Annotated in this window: 18 protein-coding genes and 1 pseudogene; 2 read left to right on the forward strand and 17 right to left on the reverse strand. The window is 42.3% G+C overall.

The window, feature by feature from the left end; translation table 11 throughout:
* Positions 1–109 precede the first annotated feature (109 nt).
* Complete coding sequence (locus Q1X33_RS00100) at positions 110–688, forward strand: phosphatase PAP2 family protein (protein ID WP_005225926.1); 579 nt, start codon at positions 110–112, stop codon at positions 686–688.
* A 52-nt stretch (positions 689–740) separates the two neighbouring features.
* Here Q1X33_RS00100 and rbfA read toward each other — a convergent pair whose 3' ends face one another.
* The 12 genes and pseudogenes from rbfA to Q1X33_RS16645 form a co-directional block, all read right to left on the reverse strand.
* Complete coding sequence (gene rbfA / locus Q1X33_RS00105) at positions 741–1,091, reverse strand: 30S ribosome-binding factor RbfA (RefSeq protein ID WP_005225925.1); 351 nt, start codon at positions 1,089–1,091, stop codon at positions 741–743.
* A 33-nt stretch (positions 1,092–1,124) separates the two neighbouring features.
* Positions 1,125–3,857, reverse strand: a complete 2,733-nt coding sequence (infB, locus tag Q1X33_RS00110; RefSeq protein ID WP_301969440.1) for a translation initiation factor IF-2 — start codon at positions 3,855–3,857, stop codon at positions 1,125–1,127.
* Between the two features lie 12 nt (positions 3,858–3,869).
* A complete protein-coding gene (locus Q1X33_RS00115) occupies positions 3,870–4,172 on the reverse strand; it encodes a YlxQ-related RNA-binding protein (RefSeq protein WP_034868540.1) in 303 nt (100 codons plus the stop codon).
* Positions 4,165–4,461, reverse strand: a complete 297-nt coding sequence (locus Q1X33_RS00120; protein ID WP_005225922.1) for a YlxR family protein — start codon at positions 4,459–4,461, stop codon at positions 4,165–4,167. Before Q1X33_RS00120 ends, Q1X33_RS00115 begins: the two co-directional genes overlap by 8 nt.
* Positions 4,462–4,477: 16 nt before the next feature.
* A complete protein-coding gene (gene nusA, locus Q1X33_RS00125) occupies positions 4,478–5,692 on the reverse strand; it encodes a transcription termination factor NusA (protein ID WP_005225921.1) in 1,215 nt (404 codons plus the stop codon).
* 21 nt (positions 5,693–5,713) lie between these two features.
* On the reverse strand, positions 5,714–6,187 hold the full coding sequence (gene rimP / locus Q1X33_RS00130; protein ID WP_005225920.1) for a ribosome maturation factor RimP: 474 nt from the start codon (positions 6,185–6,187) through the stop codon (positions 5,714–5,716).
* 207 nt (positions 6,188–6,394) lie between these two features.
* The gene (locus tag Q1X33_RS00135; protein ID WP_034868534.1) at positions 6,395–6,748 is read right to left on the reverse strand and encodes a DUF2752 domain-containing protein; all 354 of its coding nucleotides are present in this window, start codon (positions 6,746–6,748) and stop codon (positions 6,395–6,397) included.
* Positions 6,733–7,167, reverse strand: a complete 435-nt coding sequence (locus tag Q1X33_RS00140; RefSeq protein WP_301969441.1) for a DUF4234 domain-containing protein — start codon at positions 7,165–7,167, stop codon at positions 6,733–6,735. Before Q1X33_RS00140 ends, Q1X33_RS00135 begins: the two co-directional genes overlap by 16 nt.
* A 152-nt stretch (positions 7,168–7,319) precedes the next feature.
* Positions 7,320–9,260 carry a threonine--tRNA ligase gene (gene thrS / locus Q1X33_RS00145; protein ID WP_194185303.1) on the reverse strand — a complete coding sequence of 647 codons (1,941 nt, stop codon included), beginning with the start codon at positions 9,258–9,260 and terminating at the stop codon, positions 7,320–7,322.
* 311 nt (positions 9,261–9,571) lie between these two features.
* A complete protein-coding gene (locus tag Q1X33_RS00150) occupies positions 9,572–9,748 on the reverse strand; it encodes a 2-hydroxymuconate tautomerase (protein WP_005225916.1) in 177 nt (58 codons plus the stop codon).
* An 88-nt stretch (positions 9,749–9,836) separates the two neighbouring features.
* Positions 9,837–10,334 (reverse strand): ASCH domain-containing protein, encoded by a 498-nt coding sequence (locus tag Q1X33_RS00155; RefSeq protein WP_194185302.1) that lies wholly within the window; start codon positions 10,332–10,334, stop codon positions 9,837–9,839.
* Positions 10,304–11,184: pseudogene (locus Q1X33_RS16645) on the reverse strand (aminoglycoside 6-adenylyltransferase). The gene Q1X33_RS00155 and the pseudogene Q1X33_RS16645 overlap by 31 nt, the downstream one beginning before the upstream one ends.
* 131 nt (positions 11,185–11,315) lie before the next feature.
* Here Q1X33_RS16645 and helD point away from each other — a divergent pair.
* The gene (helD, locus tag Q1X33_RS00170) at positions 11,316–13,595 is read left to right on the forward strand and encodes an RNA polymerase recycling motor HelD (RefSeq protein ID WP_194185300.1); all 2,280 of its coding nucleotides are present in this window, start codon (positions 11,316–11,318) and stop codon (positions 13,593–13,595) included.
* Between the two features lie 57 nt (positions 13,596–13,652).
* On the opposite strand, the gene Q1X33_RS00175 is transcribed toward helD, so the two are convergent.
* The 5 genes from Q1X33_RS00175 to rsfS all read right to left on the reverse strand — a co-directional run bounded on the left by Q1X33_RS00175 (position 13,653) and on the right by rsfS (position 17,593).
* A complete protein-coding gene (locus Q1X33_RS00175) occupies positions 13,653–14,312 on the reverse strand; it encodes a hypothetical protein (RefSeq protein ID WP_005225912.1) in 660 nt (219 codons plus the stop codon).
* Between the two features lie 215 nt (positions 14,313–14,527).
* Entirely contained in the window at positions 14,528–15,250 is a 723-nt protein-coding gene (locus Q1X33_RS00180) for a YebC/PmpR family DNA-binding transcriptional regulator (protein WP_005225911.1), read from the reverse strand.
* Positions 15,251–15,329: 79 nt separating this feature from the next.
* Positions 15,330–16,496, reverse strand: a complete 1,167-nt coding sequence (locus tag Q1X33_RS00185) for a nucleotidyltransferase (RefSeq protein ID WP_034868526.1) — start codon at positions 16,494–16,496, stop codon at positions 15,330–15,332.
* 27 nt (positions 16,497–16,523) lie between these two features.
* On the reverse strand, positions 16,524–17,252 hold the full coding sequence (locus tag Q1X33_RS00190) for a class I SAM-dependent methyltransferase (RefSeq protein WP_034695540.1): 729 nt from the start codon (positions 17,250–17,252) through the stop codon (positions 16,524–16,526).
* Entirely contained in the window at positions 17,252–17,593 is a 342-nt protein-coding gene (gene rsfS / locus Q1X33_RS00195; protein WP_034695537.1) for a ribosome silencing factor, read from the reverse strand. The genes Q1X33_RS00190 and rsfS overlap by 1 nt, the downstream gene beginning before the upstream one ends.
* Positions 17,594–17,598: the final 5 nt, after the last annotated feature.

A 17,598-nucleotide genomic window follows, 5' to 3' on the forward strand; every position in this document is an offset into this window, starting at 1 on the left:
TTCACTTCAACTTGCTTATTATAACATATAAAAAAAATTCATTGCACGACAAAATCCTTTTCGCTCTTTCTCATTACATGATAAACTAAGCATATAAGGAGGTCCTAAAATGGTTGTTTTAACGATAGGGTCATTTATTGGATTTGCCATTTTTTTGATCATAATTCAGCTCGGCACGATGCAGCGTTGGGAAGAAGCGTTTGCTTTGCAGATCATCCAAAGCCGTACGCCCTCTTTGACGCGCATGATGCACTTTTTTACCAATTTAGGAAAAGCCTTTCCGACAGTTGCGATCGCTTTACTGTTATTTGCCTTTCCATCATCGCGGGCGGATCTTGCACCAAAAACAGCAGTCAGTATCTTCATAGTATCAGCAGCTGCTTACTTGATCAAACGAATCGTCCGACGAGATCGTCCTATTGATCATCGTTTAGTTGAAGAAAAAGATCACAGCTTTCCTAGTGCTCATGCTGCCACATCCGCTGCCATGTATGGAACGATCGCCTTGAATCTTGGACAATTGGTTCCCTCAGCTGTCATCCCGATGACCTTACTGGCAATTTTGCTTAGCTTTATGATTGGCTTTAGCAGAGTCTACTTAGGGATTCATTTTTTAACAGATGTGATCGGTGGTTGGCTCTTAGGGGCAGGTGTTGCTGGACTGGTTACTTTACTGATGAATTCCTGATGCTTTTTCCAAATAAAAAAGAACAGCTTCGACTGGAAGCTGTTCTTTTTTTTTATTCTTCTGAGTGCAATGCGCGAATCATTTCATCAATTTTATTCCCGTATTGTACAGATTCATCCAACTCGAATTGGATTTCTGGAACTTTGTAGAGCGTTAGCGCTTGGCCTAGTTCACGACGAACCAACCCAGTTGCTTTTTCCAGTCCTGCTTGGGCTTTTTGCTTATCTGAAGCCAAGTCCGTCAAGGTGCTGTAAAAGATCGTTGCTTGCTGCAAATCTCCAGTTACTCGTACATCTGTGATCGTCACATCTTGCACGCGAGGATCACGAACTTTTTTACGAAGAATTTGATTGACTTCTTTTAAGATTTCTTGCGCCACTCGGCGATCTCGATAGTTAGCCACTCAAAAAGCCTCCTTGTATAGTTGTCATTTCGTTTATTTTGTTGGTACTTCTTCCATGACATAGCCTTCGATCACATCATCGACTTTTACGTCGTTGAATTTCTCGATCATCGCGCCACATTCAAATCCTAGCTTCACTTCTTTGACATCGTCTTTGAAGCGTTTCAAGCTGGCAAGTTTGCCTTCATAGATGACGATACCGTCACGAATCACCCGTACACCACTGTCACGGCGAATGCTGCCTTCCGTCACATAGCAACCAGCGATCGTACCAACTTTAGAAACTTTGTAGGTTTCACGAACGATCATTTGACCGGTGATTTTTTCTTCAAATTCAGGATCAAGCATCCCTTTCATCGCTGTTTCGATTTCTTCGATCGCTTTGTAGATAATGCGATGCAAACGAATATCGACTTCTTCTGCTTCCGCTTGCTGTTTGGCTTGCGGTGTAGGGCGGACGTTGAATCCGATGATGATGGCATTACTTGCTGCTGCTAGCGTTACGTCACTTTCATTAATGGCACCAACGGCTGAATGGACGATGTTTACTCGCACACCTTCAACATCGATTTTCTTCAATGACGCAGCTAACGCTTCGGCTGAACCTTGTACGTCTGCTTTGATGATGACGTTCACTTCTTTCAGTTCGCCTTCTTTTAGACTTTCAAACAAGTTATCCAATGTCACACGACTGCTTGATGCACGTTGTTCCATCAAGGCACGTTTTGCACGTTCTTCACCTGCTGCCCGAGCCGTTTTTTCATCTTCAAAGGTAACGAAACGGTCACCTGCTTGAGGGACATCGTTCAATCCTGTGATTTCGACTGGCGTTGCAGGTCCAGCTGCTTTATCACGACGACCTAAATCATTCGTCATCACGCGGACACGACCGAAAGTGTTCCCCACAACGATTGGATCACCAACATGAAGAGTTCCTTGTTGTACCAATAGTGTTGCTACAGGACCTTTGCCTTTATCAAGGCGCGCTTCAATAACGGTACCGATCGCCCGTTGGGTAGGATCAGCTTTCAAATCTTCGACTTCTGCTACTAAGAGGATCATTTCAAGCAATTCTTCAATGTTTTGCCCAAATTTCGCTGAGATTTCAACGAAGATCGTATCCCCACCCCAAGCTTCTGGGATCAACTCATGTTCACTTAATTCTTGCATCACATGTTGAGGGTTAGCACCTGGTTTATCGATTTTGTTAACTGCAACGATGATTGGCACTTTTGCTGCTTTCGCATGGTTGATCGCTTCCACCGTTTGCGGCATGACACCATCATCAGCTGCGACAACTAAAATCGTAATATCAGTGATACTTGCTCCCCGTGCACGCATACTGGTGAACGCCGCGTGTCCAGGAGTATCTAAGAAAGTGATTGGTTTGCCATTGATGTCGATTTGGTAAGCCCCAATATGCTGCGTGATTCCTCCAGCTTCACCACTTGTTACGCGTGAATGACGTAACGTATCAAGCAATGTTGTTTTCCCGTGGTCAACGTGACCCATGATGGTAACAACAGGTGGTCGTGATACTAAATTCTCTTCAATTTGTTCTTCTGCTTCGAAGAATTTATCGATGTCTGCGATATCCACTTGAACTTTTTCTTGTGGTTCGACTCCGTAATCGGTAGCAAGTAGTTCAATCGTATCTTTATCTAAAGGTTGGTTTTGATTGACCATAACCCCCATCATAAAGAGCTTCTTGATGATCTCTGCTGGTTCACGGTAGATTTTTTTCGCGATATCCGCTACGTTCATGCCTTCTGTATATTCCAATACTTCTGGTAACTCACGGAATTTACGTGCTGGAACTGGCGGTTTCTTTTCCGTTTGTTGACGGCCTTTTTTCCCTTTTTTGTTAAATTTATTGCGATTGTTGTTGTTGAAATTGTTATTGCGTCCACCGTAATTTGACTTGCCGCGGTTTTGATTTCCTCCACGGGAATCATTCGAGCCTTGCGTACGGTTGTTGTTACGGTCTGCCCCTTGCGTATTTCCAGCAGATTGAGCGGCTGGACGGTTTTGTTGCCCTTGATTGTTCGGACGATTTTGTTGTCCTTGGTTGTTTGGACGGTTTTGCTGTCCTTGGTTATTCGGACGGTTTTGCTGTCCTTGATTGTTTGGACGGTTTTGTTGTCCTTGGTTATTCGGACGATTTTGTTGTCCTTGGTTGTTCGGACGATTTTGTTGTCCTTGGTTGTTTGGACGATTTTGCTGTCCTTGATTGTTCGGACGATTTTGTTGTCCTTGGTTGTTTGGGCGATTTTGTTGCCCTTGATTATTCGGACGGTTTTGTTGTCCTTGGTTTGTTGGGCGGTTTTGTTGCCCTTGATTGTTACGATTCTCTTGGTTATTCACTCGATTATGACTTCCTTGGTTATTTGGTCTGTTACTTCCTTGACTGTTCGTGCGCTCTACTTGTCCTTGACCAGCAGGACGGTTATTACTTTGCGTAGTTCGCTGTTGACTTTGATTGTTATGACGGTTTTGGAAGTTAGGATTATTTCTTTGCGTTTTAAATTTCTTTTGTTCTTGTTTTTCCGGCTGGTTGGCTGGTTTCTGATTTGCGGGATTTGAGTTTGCAGATGTTTTACCATTTGGATTGCCGCCTAATGACTGCTGCAATTTCTGCGCCTCTCCATCTGAGATCGCGCCCATATGATTTTTGACATCAAAGCCTAAAGATTGTGCTTTTTCAACAACCTCTTTGCTCGATTTGTTCCATTCTTTTGCAAGTTCATAAATTCTTTTTTTCCCCATGCAATCACCTTCCTAACCTAATATTAATTCCTGCACCTTCCTTGCAAATCCTTGATCTAAGATGCCAATGACCATTCTTGATTTTCCAATGGCCGCACTGATTTCATCAGCAGAAAATGCATCTAGGAGCGGAATTTCGTAATAAGAACTTTTGTCCTTAATTTTCTTTTGTGTATTTTTACCAGCATCACTGGCGACAATGACCAAAGCAGCTTTCTCATTGCGAATCTCTTTTAAGGTCATTTCTTCACCAGTCACTAATTTCCCAGCACGCATGGCTAGTCCTAACATATTTAATGCTTTGGTTTTATTCATTTGCAAATAACTCTTTTCGCGCTTTTTGGTGCGTTACATAGTCCAATAGTTCTTGGTAAAATTCATCTGTTAATTTCGTTTCCAGCACCCGATCCAAGATCCGCTTATCCCATGCTTTCTGGGCTTCAGCCGGTTCGATCGCTATATAAGCTCCTCGACCTGGCATTTTTCCTGTTGGATCGATGGAAACAACGCCTTCTTTTGAACGAGTGATACGAAGCATTTCTTTCTTAGGCAGCATTTCGCCTGAAATCACTGATTTTCGTAAAGGAATTTTTCGTTTTTTCATCACGATCTCACCTCAACTATTTTTCGTCAAACTCAACATTTTCATAATCATCTGCAGTCATGTCTGATGAAAGGATCGCTTCATCAACTGTTTCTGCAGATTCTGTTACTTCTGTGCTACTTTCATCAGCAGCTTCTGAAGCAGTTGCATCATACTCATCGATATAGTCGCCTTCATCCAGCTTCGCATAAAACTCTTCCATGTCTGTTTCTGATTTGATATCGATTTTGAAGCCAGTCAATTTGGCTGCTAGACGAGCATTTTGTCCGCGTTTACCGATCGCCAATGATAATTGGTAATCAGGAACGACAACAGTACATGCTTTCGGATTATCAACGTCGAAAATAACGTCGCTGACTTCTGCTGGATTCAACGCATTGGCGATAAAGATCGCTGGATCTTCATTCCATTCCACGATGTCCATGTTTTCGCCTTTTAGTTCATTGACGATCGCTTGAACCCGTTGACCTTTAGGGCCGACACAAGTGCCGACTGGATCGACGTTGGCATCAAAGGAACGAACAGCGACTTTGGCACGATCCCCTGCTTCACGAGCAATACTTACGATCTCTACAGTACCATCATATACTTCTGGCACTTCTTGTTCAAATAATCGGCGTAGCAAATCTGGATGGCTACGGCTAACGAATACTTGAGGGCCTTTCGAAGTATTTTCAACACGAGAAACGAATACTTTGATCCGATCATGGGGTTGATAAAACTCATTTGGCATTTGGTCTTGTTTTGAAAGCACGGCTTCAATTTTGCCTAAGTTTACATAGATATAACGATTGTCTTGGCGTTCAACGATTCCTTGCAGAATGTCTTTTTCGTACGCACTAAATTCGTTATAGATAATGTTTCTTTCCGCTTCACGGACCCGTTGCAAAATGACTTGTTTTGCTGTTTGCGCCGCAATACGACCAAAGTCTTTAGGCGTTACTTCAAAACGGATTTTGTCGCCGATTTCATAAGCGGGGTTGATTGTCATCGCTTCTTTTAATGAAACCTCTAGTTGCGAGTCCATGACTTCTTCTGTCACTTCTTTGACTGCATAGACGTGGATGTTGCCTTTTTTCTGATCAAATTCAACTTCCACATTTTGTGCTTGCCCGTAATGACGTTTGTACGCTGAAACCAATGCCGCTTCCAAGGCATCGATGACAATCTCTTTTGAAATGCCTTTCTCTGCTTCTAATGCATCCAATGCATTCAACATTTCTTTACTCATGATTCTTTCATTCCTCCGTGTTTAAAATTGAATGGCTAAACGAGCTTTGGCAATATTTTTCCGGTCGATCGTTCGTTCTTTTTCTCTGGTTTTGATTCGGGTCTTAATAACTAGCTGATTTTCGTCGAATGACTGTAAAAAGCCTTCGAACTGTTTTTCTCCATCAATCGGTTGATATAAAGAAACATGAATGTACTCGCCGACTGCCCGTTGATAATCTGCTTCTTTCTTCAATGGACGCTCGGCGCCAGGGGAAGAAACTTCCAAGAAATAGGCCTGTGGAATAGGATCAGGTTCGCATTGGTCTAATTGTTCACTAAGTTGTTCACTGACAAAGGCACATTCCTCGATATCGATTCCGCCTTCTTTATCGATGAACACACGAAGAAACCAATTTTTCCCTTCCTTCACGAATTCTACTTCAACTAATTCAAATTTTTGCGCATCCAGAATAGGGGTCACTATATCTGTAACAGTTTCCACTACCGTACTCACAACATCGCCTCCTTTATTTCTCAACGAAACGAACTTCATTCCATTAAAAAGAGTGAGCGAAAAAACCGCTCACTCACTCTAAGTATCATTACATTGTAAATATAACACAATTTTCATAAAGATTCAACTACTGTCGCATGTTCCCTTCGCTTTCAGAAAAAAACAAGGCATTTTCTTAAAGATTTTTAATGCTTGGGTGAATGGCTGTTAGTGAATCACTTGACCAATCCGACGTAGTAGTTGTGGGAAAATGCTCTCTGGATCAAAGTCCATTGGCGCGTCATGTGGGAAATGAAGCCAGAGCCGACCACCATAAACCACTAGTACCAAAAGTGTCAAGGTCAGCCACAGGTTGTGACTGTGGTAAAGTTTGCTGATTTTCGGATTTTTTTTGAACAAAACGATTCCGAATACGATCGGCACTAACCAAAACAAGGGATGAAAATGCAGCGCACCTTCAAGATCGCCCTGAAATAAGTGCAAGTAGGCGCGCGTCATGCCACAACCTGGACAAGGAAACCCCGTTAACCATTTAAACGGACAAATCAATAATCGACCCAATCATCTGAATCAGACGAATCGTTTGATGTAGCAGATGACATCATGACATTTTGATCAGCAGCTTCCCACATTTGGTTCATATCTCCTTGTAAAATCGCCATGTTGATAAAATCAAAACCAAAAAGGCTCAAGACGACAAAAAGGATTTTGTTGTCACTCAGACGAGGCATATTCGCTCGTTGCTGTGCCCCCATAAAGACATCCGCAATTCGGTACCACCAATAAATTTGGTACAATCCGCAAGTAAGGATCGATAATAAGATCGATGTTTCTGGCGAAAGACGATTATCCCCGCTGTACTCTGCTAGCTCTTTGGTTGTTTGGTACATCCAAAAGAATGTATAAATGCCACAAGTAATAAATGTTAATAAAATGACCGATACAACCGATTTCTCTCTAACTCCGTAATTATAATTCATCACAAACTCCTTTTCTTTTTTTTCATTTTTGCCACTTATCAATTATACTACAATCTAATCATCATAACAAAACCTATTTATTTATTTTGATGAATTCAGACAAAAAAGCACCGTCTTAAAGAAGGTGCTTTTTCGCTTCATCCATCATAAAACTATTTTCGACTATAGTTTTTCACTTCTGCAGCCATTGCATCAACAAACAGATTCAATTCTTCGACTTGGGTCTCTTTGCTGCCGTAGCGACGGATATTGACTGTCGCGTCATTGACTTCTTGATCCCCAACAACGATTTGGTAAGGAATTTTTTGGGTTTGTGATGCGCGGATCTTATACCCCATTTTTTCGTTGCGGTCATCCACTTCTACCCGCAGTCCTTGTGCCTGCAAGCGTTCTTTGATTTCGTAAGCATAGTCACTGTGAGCTTCGACTGAAACTGGAATGATCGATGCTTGGATCGGCGCCAACCAAGTTGGGAATGCGCCTTTATAGACTTCCGTCAGATAAGCCACAAAGCGTTCCATCGTTGAAACGATGCCGCGGTGGATCACCACTGGACGGTGGTTGTTTTCACCATCTTCACCAACATACGTTAGGTCAAACCGTTCAGGCAACAAGAAATCTAATTGGATCGTTGACAAGGTTTCCTCCATGCCTAAAGCTGTTTTCACTTGGACATCTAGTTTTGGTCCATAGAAAGCTGCTTCGCCTTCTGCTTCAAAATAATCCAATTCTAATTCATCCATAGCGGCTTTTAGCATCGTTTGCGCATTTTCCCACATTGCATCGTCATCAAAATATTTGTCTTTGTTTTGTGGATCACGATAACTTAGACGGAAACGATAATCGGTGATATTAAAGTCTTCATAAACACCGATCATTAAATCAAGTGTCCGTTTGAATTCTTCTTTGATTTGATCCGGACGGACGAATGTATGCCCATCGTTTAAAGTCATTTCCCGAACCCGTTGCAATCCAGATAATGCCCCTGATTTTTCATAGCGATGCATCATGCCTAATTCAGCGATCCGAATCGGTAGCTCACGATACGAATGAATGTCATTTTTATAAACCATCATATGATGCGGACAGTTCATTGGTCGCAATACTAACATTTCCCCATCACCCATATCCATTGGCGGGAACATATCTTCATGGTAATGATCCCAGTGCCCTGAGGTTTTGTATAGATCTACGTTTGCCATGATTGGTGTATACACATGTTGGTACCCTAAGCTGATTTCTTTGTCCACGATATACCGTTCGATCGTACGACGGATCGTAGCTCCTTTTGGCAGCCAGAAAGGCAAACCAGCGCCGACTTCCGGTGATAACATGAACAATTCTAATTCTTTTCCTAATTTGCGATGATCGCGTTCTTTTGCTTCTTCCCGTAAACGGATAAATTCCTTCAAGTCTTTTTTATCGAAAAAGGCTGTTCCGTATACCCGTTGCATCATCTGGTTGTCAGAGCTTCCACGCCAGTAAGCACCTGCCACTGATAATAATTTGTACACTTGGATACGACCAGTTGATGGGACGTGAGGACCGCGGCAAAGATCGACAAATTCACCTTGCTGATAGGCAGTAATCGTTTCATCATCTGGTAATTCAGTGATCAACTCTACTTTGTATGGATCTTCGGCAAAAAGGGTCAACGCTTCTTCTTTTGTTAACACGCGGCGTTCGATTGCCAGATTTTCTTTGATGATCTTCATCATCTCTGCTTCGATTGCTGGTAGATCTTCTGCAGTTATTGGGTTTTCCCCATTGTCTGTGTCATAGTAAAAACCAGAATCAATTGCAGGTCCTACCCCAAAATGGATCGATGGATAGAGTCTGCGCATAGCTTGAGCCATTAAATGAGCTGTCGAATGACGAAGTAAGCCTAAGGCGTCTTCATGATCGGGTGTCACGATCTCAATCGTTGCATCTTCTTCGATCGGACGTGAAAGATCGATCAGTTGTCCATTGACTTTTCCAGCTAAGGCTTTCTTTGCAAGACTTTTCGAGATACTTTCAGCAATCTCTTTGGTTGTTACCCCAACAGCAAATTCTTTTTTTGCGCCATCAGGAAATGTAATAAATAATGACATATGAATGTCCTCCTTTGATGATTTCAATCAATAAAAAAAGTCCTAGTATCGGTTACGATACTAGGACGATCACTCGTGGTTCCACCTATTCTTCAAAAACAGAAAAAGTCTGTTTTCCTCTTCATGAGATAACGGTTCAACCGCCTCCGTTTCAACAGAGGTCTTAAAAAAGTGGTCATCCTTTGGTTTTCTTCTAGGAAATTTTCAGCCAAGATTTCCCTCTCTTATCGAAGACTCTCAAATTCAGGTGTCTTTTTTATTGATCGATTATGGCTCAATTAAACCACTCTCTTGATAAAAAAGCAAGAGAATTATTTCCAATCGCCATTCACAGCATAGGTTCCTTGCTTCATTTCATTGATGATAACATGGATATGCTCTTTAGGGGCGCCTGTATTTTTATGGACCGCCTCAGTGATTTCTTTCATCATATTCGTCAGTTGCTCTTGCGAACGTCCTTCAACTAGTTCGACATGGATAAATGGCATACGACTTCCTCCTTTGTTTGCTTTTGATTATACACCTTTTTCAAAAAGACAAAAACTATTACCTTGGTTTCCAAAGAAAACAATGACTTTATTCTTCCTGATAAACGACACAAAACTTTTCGCAAACACACAGCATTTGATCGTGAAAAGACAATCCCGCTGAGGCATAAGCTCGTCGAAAAAAAGCTTCATGAACACGGCGCCAATAAGCCAAAGTGCGATCTCCTTCCCCTTCTAAAAAGGCAAAGTCTGCTGTCACCTCATCAAAAGGCATGATCGACACTAACTCTAAGTAAAGAACAGCTTTTGGTACATCCGACCCATTTAAAAGGACACTATAGGTTCCTGATTGCGGCAATGCTTCTTGCTCGATTTCATAGAGCGCAGCGGCAGATGTCGTTGCCGTCTTTTTGCCAGCTAAAACCAGTGCTGCCAGTTCATCGGCCATTTGTGGGGTATCACCAAAGGACCAAGCATCTTCATAGGTCAAAGGAGATTGATTTCTTGGATTTGCTTTTAAAAACCGCTGCCAAAACACTTGAATCTGACAGTCTTTTATTTTTGATTCTCTGGTTTCATCTGCCAATTTTTTTCACTCCAATACTTCGTATATGTTTGGACATTCTCAGCTTCTTGCCAATCATAGGCCAGCCCTAATTTCTCGCTGATGTTCTTTGCTTGGCCATCAAAACGTTTTTGCATCTTCAAGAGGGACTGACCGCAGGCAGTGATCGTGGAAAAATCAAGCAATGAGGTCAATTCCCGCCACTCCTTTTCCGATAGAAACGACTGTAGGTATTTATGATTTTTCCCTGTACTCACCTGAAATTGCTGAGCTTGGGCAACGAACAAATCTTCAATCCATAACAATTCTTGCCAACAAATAGTGTATAAATGATCCGCAGCATAAATCAGCTGCTTTCGAAGCAGCCCTTTCACGACATACGTGCTTACCCACCAAAATTCGTTGCAGTGTTCCTGAAAAGCGGCTTGGGTCGGGCGCTTGATCCAGTAATGCGAATGATTTGCTTGTTTAGCAAAACTTAGTATTTGGTCTGGATCAAGCAGCGGCTGCAAGCCTGGTTCGTTAGCCAGACGATCGACCAGTGCAAGAGGACATAGCATGAGATCGATTCTTACTCCGTCTAAAAATGCATCAAGTACGTAAAACACCCGCCCAAGCTTGGCGGATAGATGGTGCTAGCTTCCGGTGTTTGCCTGATCATGATCGGTCCAAAGGCTTCTAACCATGAAGGATCATCGACCAAGGGCTGAATATCATCCATTACGTAAACCACATCAAAGTCTTGCAAAAAATCTTTTGGCGCCTGTGGATCGGTCCGTGAACCAGATAAACCGATGGCACGTGCCCCAACACGTTGCCCCACAGACAGGATCAATTGGTGTAATTCTGCCTCTTCCCTCACCGTCTCCACCTCTTTTTCGTTTCGTTTTTGAACACCTAAGCTCTTTTTATAAATATTAGCATAGTTTCTTTTTTTTCACGACATTCGCAGGGAAAATATGCTATAATTTTATGTCGCAATTTTTTTAAGGAGGATCCTTCGTGAACGAACGTCAAAAAGAACAACAACATGTCAATGAAACCATTGCTCTGATCCACAGAGAACAAGCGATCCTTTCGCAGCAAAAACAAGAATTAGCCGCTAAAATGGATGATCAATTAAAAGAAATCGCCGATAAGAAAATTCGCGGGGGCGACAGTGAAGCCTTTTATGAATCAGTTATCGAGTACCAGCAGCATGAACAAGAATTGCTGATAAAATACCAAACCGCAGAATCACAAGAAAAACGCGTCAAAACCTTAACAACGATGGCGGGCAATCCGTATTTTGCTCGCATCGATTTCAAAGAAGAACAAGAAACCGAGACCCTCTATTTGGGGATCGCTTCATTGCGAGACAAAGATGAAGAAACGATCGTCATCGACTGGCGCGCACCGATCGCCAATCTTTATTATGAAGGAGAGCTTGGTGAAACCTTCTACGAAACAGACACTGATCGGTTTACGGTAGAATTGCTTTTGAAACGCCAATTTAAAATTCAAAATGGTGAAATCTTGTCGATGGTCGATACTTCGGAGATCATCAATGACGAATTTTTGTTGGAAATATTGGATGAAGCCTCTTCTTCTCAAATGCGTAACATCGTTTCGACGATCCAAAAAGCACAGAATCAAATCATTCGTGATACCACCAATAAATTCTTACTGATCGAAGGGATTGCTGGAAGTGGGAAAACCTCTGCTTTGTTGCAGCGGGTCGCCTTTTTACTTTATCGGAATCGCAAATGGTTGGACGAAAAACAAGTCTTGCTGTTTTCACCCAATCATTTGTTTTCTGACTATATTTCCATGGTCCTGCCTTCTTTAGGTGAAAGTGAAGTGCCCACAAGAACCTTCCACCACTTTATCCAATTGATTCTGACTGGCTATGAAGTGACGAAAGAAACCCAACAAGAAGAAACCTTTTTAAGCGGCGACGATGATGCCATTGAAAAAATCAAAAGTAGTCTTTTCTTGGTGGAAAAAATCAACCGTTATGTCCGTTCGATTGCACCGATCGGTCCCTTGTTCCGTGATCTAAAAATCCAAGGGCAAACCTATTTGACAAAAGAACAGATTCGCCGCTGGTATCAAGAAACCAATAACGAACTGCCGATTTACCAAAGAACCCAACTGCTTCAAACGAAATTATTAAAAAAAATCGGCGGCTTGGAAAAAGATGAAGCCAAAAAAGACTGGGTCAAAGAAGCGACCGAAGAACAATTGCAACAAGTATTTGCCAATGATCCTCATCAAGAATACAGCGAAGAAAACGAACGCCGTTTGCGGAAGAAACTTAGACAGCAGATCGTCCGCAAGAAGTTCCGTTCCTTGACCCGGGGAGTGAAAAACTTTCAGTTTGTCAACCAAGCCAAGCAATACTTACACTTTTTACAATCGGTTGAGTCTGCTGCAGTCAAAGAAACTGGCATCGAGGCTGCGGCTTGGCAGCAAAGTATTGCCGATATTCGACAAGGCATGCGCCAAAGACAGATCAAACAAGAAGACGCCGTTTTGTTTTTCTTACTGATCAAACAGCTTTATCCTGTTCATGTCGAAGAAAAAGCTCGGTTTATCTTTATCGATGAAATGCAGGATTTTCCACCAGCACAAGTGGCCCTACTGCGTCAGCTTTATCCAAAGGCTGGCATCACCCTGTGCGGCGATTTGAATCAAAAAGTGTATGGCAATGAAACGATCGTCGGGGCATTAGCAGAATTATTCCCCCGCGAAAGTGTGAAACGTTATCAATTGAAAACCAGCTATCGTTCGACTAAGGAAATCACAGATTTCGCCAATCAATTTTTAGTTGGCAGTGATCAAGTGGAATTGACGGCTCGTAAAGGGGCGGTACCAACAATTGTTAAAGGAACTGCAACTGAAAATCTGGCTTTCCTAGAAACCAGTATTCGTGACGCCGCTGAGAATCAGCGTTGGCGCACCGCGATCATTTGTAAAACCGCAAAGGATTGCCAGCAGTTATATGCCCAGCTGGCAGAAACAATGCAGGAACAAGTGCAGCTGATCACCTCTGAAGAAGACTTCATGAAACGCAATGTGATGATCTTCCCGGCCTTTTTAGCAAAAGGGCTAGAGTTTGACCAAGTATTTGTCTGGACACCAGGTGCCACTTTCGTGACTGAACAAGACCAATTGATTTTTTATACAATGGCGACACGGGCGATGCATCAGTTGACCGTCCTCACCCAAGAGGAATTGCCGCTGCTAGCAAAAGCTGATCCTACCACTTATCAGTTCCAAGAAGCATCAACGATCGGATAACAAAAAACATCACTTTCGGCGAGTTCCCAAAGGAAACAAGCCGATCGTGATGTTTTTTTAGCCTTTTAACTCGCCAATAAATAAACGGGTTTCTGGATAGCGCATCCCTACGATGGTTAAAATCATTTGCAGCTCAGAAACGTGTTCGGGATCTTCTGGAACGAATAATTTTGTATGTCGTCCAATACTGCCGTTATCGATCAAGCGATGGGTACGATTCCACTCACTAAATTCCTCAATCGTCGTAAAGCGACTAAGAGGGAAGCCAGCGCCATCTAGAATTTCTGTCAATCGAAAAAGTACATAGGAACTATCGATGACAAATTCTTTTCTATGAGGCAAAGCACGCGTTCGTTTATAATCAATAATTGCTTTTTCTGGTCGGTGCTCTAAAAGCCAATCCAAAAGCAAGAAGAACCCTTCCATTCGATACTCATCGATAAAGAGCCGTTCAGAGTATTCCGACATGCGAAAGACTAATGGAATCAAGAATCGCTCTTTATAAATTAATAAGGGTGCGCGATCAACGACGACATTTAAATAACGATTCAAATAAGAAGAACCACGATAATCACCTAGACGATACCCTTCTACCCCGTACTTTTGATATTTCCGACAAAGAGCCGAGCAGTCAGAAATCGATACAGACACTTCTGCTAGCTTTTCAAAACCACTTAAGATTCGATTAAATGGCTCTAAAACGATTTTTTCTTCCATGTCTGCCCCCCTAACGATTTGTTTGCTTATGTAGTAAATCATAACACATAAAATGTATAGAAACCAACTGAAAAGATGATCAACACAGAAGAATTTTCAGTAAATGAGCAACGCTACCGCTTCATTATTTCTCTTGCATAAGCGACAAAGCTTCTACATAAAAAAACATACTAAAAAAATGGCAGCCAGATTGTCTCTAGGCTGCCAAGCGACACTTATTCTTCCGCGTCTGCCACATTGTGATAGACGTTTTGTACGTCTTCAAGATCTTCTAACACATCGATCATTTTTTCGAATTTTTCTAGATCGTCACCCGTCAAGGTTACTTCATTTTGAGGAATCATTTGCATTTCTGCAATTGAGAATTCAGTGATTCCTTTTTCTTTCAAGGCTTCTTGAATGGCATGGAAGTCACTTGGTTCACCGTGAACGATGATTTGTCCATCTTCTTCAACGACATCACGAACATCGATCTCTTTGTCCATCAAATATTCTAAGATTTCATCCGCATCGTCACCGGCAAAGCCAAAGAGTGCCGTGTTATCAAACATATAAGCAACGGCTCCTGAAACACCCATATTCCCGCCGTTTTTACCAAAAGCGGCCCGAACATCGGCTGCGGTGCGGTTGACGTTATTTGTCAACGTGTCGACGATCACCATTGATCCATTTGGTCCAAATCCTTCGTATCGAAGTTCTGAGTATTGTTCATCGCCAGAACCTTTGGCTTTTTCAATCGCACGGTCAATAATGTGTTTTGGCACATTGTAGGTTTTCGCACGTTCGATAACAAAGCGTAATTTTTGGTTCGCGTGAGGATCGGGATCACCCGATTTTGCTGCTGCGTAGATTTCGATTCCAAATTTTGCATAAACTCGGCTATTGTTTGCATCTTTAGCAGTTTTTTTCGCTACGATATTTGCCCATTTACGACCCATGATTTCACTTCGCTTTCTTGTTTTTAAAAATCCTTATTCATTATACTTGTCAAATGGCGTTCTGTGAAGTAATTTTCACTTATTTATCAATAAAAAGCGGAATTCTTCGAAAATTTTGTTCTGTGATTTGAGGATTCCCTTGCTGATAGATCTGGTCGATCCGCAATGACAAGCCATAGCGCTGTGCTTCTTGCTTACCAAATTTAGCGATCAGCGGCAGGGTCAGCTCTTTTTTGACCTCTTTTAAATAGTGCTGCCCTTGCTTCGTATACCCTAAGACTCGAATAAAGGAATGTTCTTGAGCTTCCTTCATTTCAGCTTTTGTCACTTGGAACAACACATAACAAGCAAGACGCTGCAGCCGCGTTTGGGTATAACGTTTCGTCTTTAACAACTTGATAAAATCTGCAAAAGAATCCGCCGCCGTCACATATTGTTTTAGTCGATATTCTAATCCTTCTTCCATCTGGTAAATAGCAGCTAATTTTTCGATTGGGGCAGAAATGATCTGGTATTGAAGATACGGCCAAAAGGCTTCCCAGTCGACTGTTGCTTGTGAAAGAAAGGTTTGTGTGGCTTCAGGAACAAAATCCACAACAGCTGCACCTTGTTTGATTGCTTGGCGAATGGCTGTTGCACTGGCGATCGTGGGATGATCGAATTGTTCTGAATGATAAGACGCCGCAACGCGTTGGATGGGGACCAGGCGCATTGGTTTTTCATAATGCAGCACTTCCCGTGCATACGCCATACCCAACAGATGATTGGGCTGGTCTTTTTCTGCATGGTACTCGGGATAAAGCTCACTGAGGACCGCACTCATTTTTTGACTATAGGTAGTATTTTGCCTCGCTAAGCGTTGAAATGCGTCATCGATCATTAGTTGATTTTCTTTTTCAAAGTGAGCAAACTTGGCATAGTCGAAGGGGTGTTTCGTATCTGTGCCAAAGCATAACAACTCACATTGCAGATCCTGCAGAATCCTAATCGCTCCCGATGCAAAAAAATCAGCAGAGTGGACGGCCCAAGCGGGGGGCAATTCGACGATCAAGTCTACCCCATGTTGTAGTGCTGCTTGAGCTCGCTGCCATTTATCGATGATTGCTGGTTCGCCACGCTGTAAAAAATTTCCACTCATCACCGCAACGACGACATCAGCATTCGTTACTTGCCGTGCTTTTTCCACATGGTATTGGTGTCCATGGTGAAAAGGATTGTATTCTACGACTAGTCCGCAAGCCTTCATCGACATCCCTCCTGTTTTACATAACGGTTACTTATGGCAGACAAAAAACCAGCGACGGCTTTTTTCATTTGGCTTCGTATCGATAAAATCAGCATAGCATTCAACATTAGCAAAACCAGCATTTTCTAACATTCTTAAATAGCTTTCAAGAGGATAGGTTCTTTCTTGATGAAGCTCATCTAAGCGTTCAAACAACCCATTCTCTTGTGCAACAAAAAAGGTCAAGAAGTGTTCAATGCTATGGTCTTTTTCGCCCTGATAGCTTTCCCAAAGAAAGGCAAATTCATCGGTTTGGTAATGATAGCTATAATCAGGAAAGACTTCATCGATTTGATATACGGAATGCACATCAAATAAAAAGACGCCATCTTCTTCTAAACAACTGTAAACACCATCAAACACTTGCTGCACACTCTGCTCGTCTTCCATGTAGCAAAGGGAGTCAGAATAGCAGGTAATTGCTTGATAGGTGCCAACATCTACGAGATCCAGCATGTCACCCGCAACAAATTGCACAGCCGCCTCTTCTTTTTCAGCCCGTTGACTAGCGATCATCAGCATCTCTTCTGAAAGATCTAACCCAGTCACGTCAAAACCAGCCTTCGCAAACTCAACGGCTAACGCACCAGTTCCACAAGCCAATTCTAACAGCTGTTTTCTTTTTCCTAAATGACGACAAGAAAAATCCAGCCACTTTTTATAGAGACTGGAATCCATTACTTCGTCATAGACAAATGCGAAGGTTTCGTAAGCCATTACGCCACGACCCATTCATTAAGATCCACAAGCGGCGCATCAGACCATAATTTTTCTAGGTTGTAAAAAGCACGTTCTGAGGCACTGAATACGTGAACGATCACGTCACCTAAGTCGATCAAGACCCATTTTCCACCATCTTTTCCTTCGACACGACGAACAGATACTTGATTTTCTTCTTCTTTATCGATGACTTCATCAATGATCGCATTGATTTGACGTTCGCTATTTCCTGAACAGATCACAAAGTAATCTGCTAGCAAAGAGATTTCCCGCACATCTAATGCCATAATATCTTCGGCATGTTTTGAATCGGCGGCTTTTACAGCAATTTCTAATATTTTCT

The organism is Enterococcus sp. B2E4 (assembly GCF_030499455.1).
GTDB lineage: Bacteria > Bacillota > Bacilli > Lactobacillales > Enterococcaceae > Enterococcus_D > Enterococcus_D casseliflavus.